This window comes from Nocardia sp. JMUB6875 (assembly GCF_041154655.1).
GTDB lineage: Bacteria > Actinomycetota > Actinomycetes > Mycobacteriales > Mycobacteriaceae > Nocardia.
In genome coordinates, this window is record NZ_BAAFGR010000310.1 from 1 (window position 1) to 4,822 (window position 4,822).

5 protein-coding genes are annotated in these 4,822 nt (G+C 63.6%); 3 read left to right on the forward strand and 2 right to left on the reverse strand.

Going from position 1 to position 4,822, the window contains the following annotated elements; translation table 11 throughout:
- The first annotated feature begins 21 nt into the window (after positions 1-21).
- The 3 genes from ACAM49_RS38820 (at position 22) to ACAM49_RS38830 (ending at position 3,508) form a co-directional block, all read left to right on the forward strand.
- Positions 22-825 carry an enoyl-CoA hydratase/isomerase family protein gene (locus ACAM49_RS38820; protein WP_369640506.1) on the forward strand — a complete coding sequence of 268 codons (804 nt, stop codon included), beginning with the start codon at positions 22-24 and terminating at the stop codon, positions 823-825.
- Between the two features lie 115 nt (positions 826-940).
- Positions 941-2,701 (forward strand): exonuclease domain-containing protein, encoded by a 1,761-nt coding sequence (locus ACAM49_RS38825; RefSeq protein WP_369640507.1) that lies wholly within the window; start codon positions 941-943, stop codon positions 2,699-2,701.
- A 48-nt stretch (positions 2,702-2,749) separates the two neighbouring features.
- Entirely contained in the window at positions 2,750-3,508 is a 759-nt protein-coding gene (locus ACAM49_RS38830; RefSeq protein WP_369640508.1) for an ATP-grasp domain-containing protein, read from the forward strand.
- Positions 3,509-3,642: 134 nt separating this feature from the next.
- On the opposite strand, the gene ACAM49_RS38835 is transcribed toward ACAM49_RS38830, so the two are convergent.
- Together ACAM49_RS38835 and ACAM49_RS38840 are read right to left on the reverse strand one after the other, a co-directional pair.
- Positions 3,643-4,212 (reverse strand): Uma2 family endonuclease, encoded by a 570-nt coding sequence (locus ACAM49_RS38835; RefSeq protein WP_369640509.1) that lies wholly within the window; start codon positions 4,210-4,212, stop codon positions 3,643-3,645.
- Positions 4,213-4,377: 165 nt separating this feature from the next.
- Positions 4,378-4,822, reverse strand: a 445-nt coding sequence (locus ACAM49_RS38840; protein ID WP_369640510.1) for a family 1 glycosylhydrolase, incomplete at its 5' end; no start/stop codon positions are given.

The window sequence follows — 4,822 nt, forward strand, 5'->3', positions numbered from 1 at the left end:
CCTCCGCACCCGGGACGCCCGATGACCTACCGAACCCTGAACCTCGAAGTCTCCGACGGCATCGCGACCATCACCCTCGACCGCCCCGCCCACCGCAACGCCTTCACCAAAGAAATGGGCACCGAACTCTCCCACGCCTACCGCACCTGCGACGCCGACCCCGAGGTCCGCGTAATCATCCTCACCGGCACCCCACCCGCCTTCTGCGCCGGCGCCGACCTCACCCCCGGCGACGCCACCTTCACCACTCCCGCAACCGATTTCAGCGCCGCAGGCGTCAACCCGCCCGCCTGGCGCCTCCGCAAACCGGTCCTCGCCGCCGTAAACGGCCACGCCATAGGCATAGGCCTAACCCTCGCCCTCCAATGCGACCTCCGCATCATGTCCACCGACGCCAAATACGCCATCCCCCAAGTCCGCCGAGGCATCCTCCCCGACGCCTACTCCCACTGGACCCTCCCCCGCCTCATAGGCATCTCCCGAGCCGCCCAACTCCTCCTCACCGGAGGCACTTTCACCGGCCACCAAGCCGAACAATGGGGCCTCGCAACCCAATCCCTCCCCGCCGACCAGGTCCTCGAAGCCGCTCGAACCCTGGCCCGCGATATCGCCACCAACACCGCCCCCCTCTCGATAGCCGCCGCCAAACAACTCCTGTGGTCCACCTTCGAACGCGACGCCACAGCCACCGGCACCGCCGAAACCGCCCTCCACCACACCCTCATGTCCCACCCCGACGCCAAGGAAGGCGTCCGCGCCTACCTCGACCGCCGCACCCCCACATGGACCGGCGACCTCGAGGCGCTTCGGAATGAGGATCTCTGAGAGGTACCGAATCCTCTGTGGCTGAACGATTCTGACTTGCAACGCAATTCGGACATCGGAGTGCAACGTACGGGGATCGAACGCCGATGTGTTGCCCATGCAGGGGAATTCGACGATGAGCGGCGGGACCACGGGTACGGGGTTCACGGTTGTGGACGTGGAGACTTCAGGACTGAGCGCCGGGGCCGACCGGGTGCTGTCCGTCGCAGCGATCGAACTCGATCGCGATGGGGAGGTCGCCCGGGAATTTCACACGTTGCTCGATCCAGGGTGCGATCCGGGACCGGTGCATATCCACGGATTGACCACGCGGAAACTTCGCGGCTCACCAAGATTCGAGCAAATCCACGAGCAGCTTTCCGGGTTCCTGGCCGGACGCGTGATGGTTGCGCACAACGCCCGATTCGATTACGACTTCCTGGCCGGAGAATTCCGGCGCGCCGGGACTGTTCTACCTGTGTCCCAACGGCTTTGCACACTGACGCTCGCGCGACGAGTGGCACTGCCCACGCCGGATTACCGCCTCGGCACCCTCGCGGCCTACTACGGGGTTCGGCAGCGGCAGGCCCATGACGCGCTCGACGACACCCGGGTACTGGCGGGTGTATTGCGTCGGTTGATCTCGGATGCCCTTCGGCTCGGGGTGGCACCACCCTTGCTGCAATGTCCGCCGAAGGACGCCAACCGACACCTCTGGCGTGGCAAAGCGAAAACACCGTGCAGATACACGTATGCCGGGACGTTCGAGGAAAGCCGTGGCCTCGTACAAGGCATGAAGGTCGCGGTGAGTGGCGATACCCGTACCGATCGGAATGAGCTGGTGGATCGCGCGGAAGCCGTCGGTCTCGATGTCACCGGCGCCGTCAGTCGGCGCACCAGCCTGCTCGTAGCCAACGACCCGTGTTCGACTTCGGCCAAGGTGGTGAATGCCCGCGACTTCGGGACACCGATCGTGAGCGAGGCTCGATTCCTGGAGATGCTGAACAATGTCGCGCCCGGCAGGCCGAAAGGTACACCGCCACAGCCGGATCCGCTATCTACCAAGGCATCCCCACAGCGGGCCCGCAGCACGGTCGGACCATTGAGCGGTCGCCGCATCCTCGTGCTCGGCGGCGTCCATCGGCAGGCGACCGAAATACGCAAGCGCATAGTGGAACTAGGCGGCTCGGCCGCCGTGAACATGTCGGCAAGTGTGACCGACGTACTCGCACTTCCCGGCGCAGAGAACGACCCCAGAAGCAAGAAGGCGGCCGAACTCGGCCTTCCGGTTCACGGCCTGGAAATTCTCGGAGAAGAGGCAGGTGCCGCGGGACAGAGCACGACGGTCAGCGCCGAGTCCACAATGGATGCACGGGTTCTCGCCCAGGGGCAAGTCATCAACCTCCCCATCGTCGAGCATGGCTGCGAATGGACGCTACGCGCTTCCTGGCGGCAGAGCGTGCCGGCAGAGGTCGATGTGGTGGCTTTCCTACTGGACAACACCGAGCGAGTGACGACCGACGAAGACTTCATCTTCTACAACCAGCCCGAAACCCACGGCGCCCGACTGACCGTCGACGGACCGAGCGAACAATCCATCACCATCGATCTCGATTCGGTGCCCGAATACTGTCAGCGCATCGTTGTCGCGGCCGCAATCGACGGCGATGCATTCACCTTCGGTGACCTGGGAGCCATCGAGATCGAAAGCGAACCGGGCACGGAAGCCGGACCCTTCGCGCGCTCGGCCCTCGACGCCGCAACCGAAGAACGGACCCTCGTACTCGCAGAGATCTATCTGCGCGGCACCAGCTGGCGATTGCGCGCGGTCGGCCAGGGCTACACCTCCGACCTGGCCGCATTGGCCCGCGGCTACGGTGTCGACATCGCCCAGTGATCGCTGAACATCCACCTCGGGTGGTCAGCGGTGCATCATGGTGGGGCCATGATCACCACCGCGTTCCTCCAGTACTCCGGAAAAGGTCCGATGCGCCACGAGGAGGGTCTGCTGTCGGAAGGCCTTGCGCAGCGCGGTATTCCGATCCGGCATTACACGATCAAACGCGTCCACCGCCGCGAGTTGCCACTCGGGCCGGACACGTTCATCGCGGGCGACATGGACGCGATGCACGGGGCCATGCGTCAGTTGGGGATCCCGATACCCAATCCCGACGACTATCCGGACTGCCTACGCGGATTCATGTACCGGAAGGTTTGGATCTCCACTCTGGCCGATGTCGAACAGCAATTCGAAATCGGCTCCCTACCGCCAATTTTCATCAAGCCAGCGGATCGGCGCAAGGGCTTCCCCGGCGCGATGTTCTACTCGGAGCGAGATATCGCCGCCCTGGGCAATACCAGTCGCCGCCAACGAGTTTGGTGTTCCGAACCGGTCTCCTGGCTCTCCGAATACCGAATCTACGTATCTGACCACCGAGTTATCTCGGTCGATCACTACGACGGTGACCCCACCCTCCTCCCAGACCTGACCGTCATCGAATCCGCAATATCCACCTACCACCACAACGGCCCCGCCCCCGCCGCCTACGCCATCGACTTCGGCATCCTGAAAACAGGCGAAACAGCCCTCATAGAAGTAAACGACGCCTACGCCTTGGGTGCTTACACCATCCCGGCCCCCGCCTACACCGCCCTGCTCCTCCGCCGCTGGACCGAACTCCTCGCCACGCGCCGGGCTATCTGAAGTTCACGACGTGTCGGGTGCTGGCCAGGATCTGTCCCAGTGGTAGTTCTCGATTGCCATGGCCACGAGTTCCTCCCACTCCTTTCGGTACCGGACGGGTAGCCGGTAGCGCCTGTCCGCAGCGCGCGATTCGGCTAGGGCAGCAAAGTTGCGGGGTCCAGGGTGACGTCGAATGGGGTGGTCAGGTTTGCTTCTTTGCCTGCGGCACAGCGATGGATCTCCTTGTACTCGCCATCGTTGCCGAGGGTGTAGGCGAATATGACCGGCAGTTCCTCGGTGGGCAGCTGTCCCTTGAAGCGGCTGGTTTCGATTCGCCAGTAATTCGGGATACCGGCATCGGCGTAGAGTTCCGGCTTGACTCGCCGGTCCATGACGGCGGTCGACCGGGAAACCACCTCCACGACCAGCTTGACCTGCGTGGCCGGTATCCCACGGTCATCCCACCCGACGGGTCCCGTGCAGACCGTGATGTCCGGAATCGGCTCATCGTCGCCGATCAGCACCCCGACGCCGAGCATCATCGAATCCCCGTCGGGCATCGCTAGTTCGAGAATGCGTCCCAGCACCTGTACGAACCGTTGGTGTATCGGTTTCGGGGCGGCGTTCACGATGAGCTGACCATTCAGGACCTCGTACCTGAGTCCGTTCTCGGGGAGATGATCGAGATCGGCGGCGGTCCAGCGATCGGAGGCGGGCACGTGCATAGTCGAATTGTCCAGCTCTGGTACTGGCATCGCCAAGGCAAACACCCCCTGATTCGCAGCTGATATCGAAGAACCGCTACCAACGCCGTCGAGGTTAGACCGATCCCGACAACGACTCGCCGGTGACGAACATTTGTTCGTTCGCCACCGGCGAGTTGGGCTGAGTCAGGGGGCGGTGACCGGGGTGGCGCAGCTGGCGGGGGGGTCTACCAGGTCGCAGTCGGTGGGGGCCCGGGATGGGAGGTAGTTGGGCGGAAGGCCGTTGGCGGCGATGATTTCTTGGTAGGTGGGGACTGCGTCTGTGGGGGTTCGGGTCAAGGTTGGGTCGGTTAGGGCGTTGACTGTGTAGAGGCCGAAGCGGGGGGTGTAGGAGGACCATTCGTAGTTGTCGGTGAGGCTCCAGTAGTTGTAGCCGATTACGTTCATGCCGTCGGATTTGGCTCGTTGGAGCCAGTACACCGTGTCGCGGAGATGGGCGGAGCGGGTGTAGCCGTCGGGGCGAAGGGTGGCGTTATTGGTGGGGATGCCGTTCTCGACTATCCACAGGGGTTTGTTGGGGAAGAGTTGTGAATAGTGTTGGAGGGCAAAGTAGATGCCTTCGGGGTGGACG

Excerpts from the sequence above, each read along its gene's own strand:
- ACAM49_RS38835 (WP_369640509.1), bottom strand. The coding sequence starts at position 4,212 with ATGCACGTGCCCGCCTCCGATCGCTGGACCGCCGCCGATCTCGATCAT.
- ACAM49_RS38825 (WP_369640507.1), top strand. The coding sequence starts at position 941 with ATGAGCGGCGGGACCACGGGTACGGGGTTCACGGTTGTGGACGTGGAG.
- ACAM49_RS38820 (WP_369640506.1), top strand. The coding sequence starts at position 22 with ATGACCTACCGAACCCTGAACCTCGAAGTCTCCGACGGCATCGCGACC.
- ACAM49_RS38830 (WP_369640508.1), top strand. The coding sequence starts at position 2,750 with ATGATCACCACCGCGTTCCTCCAGTACTCCGGAAAAGGTCCGATGCGC.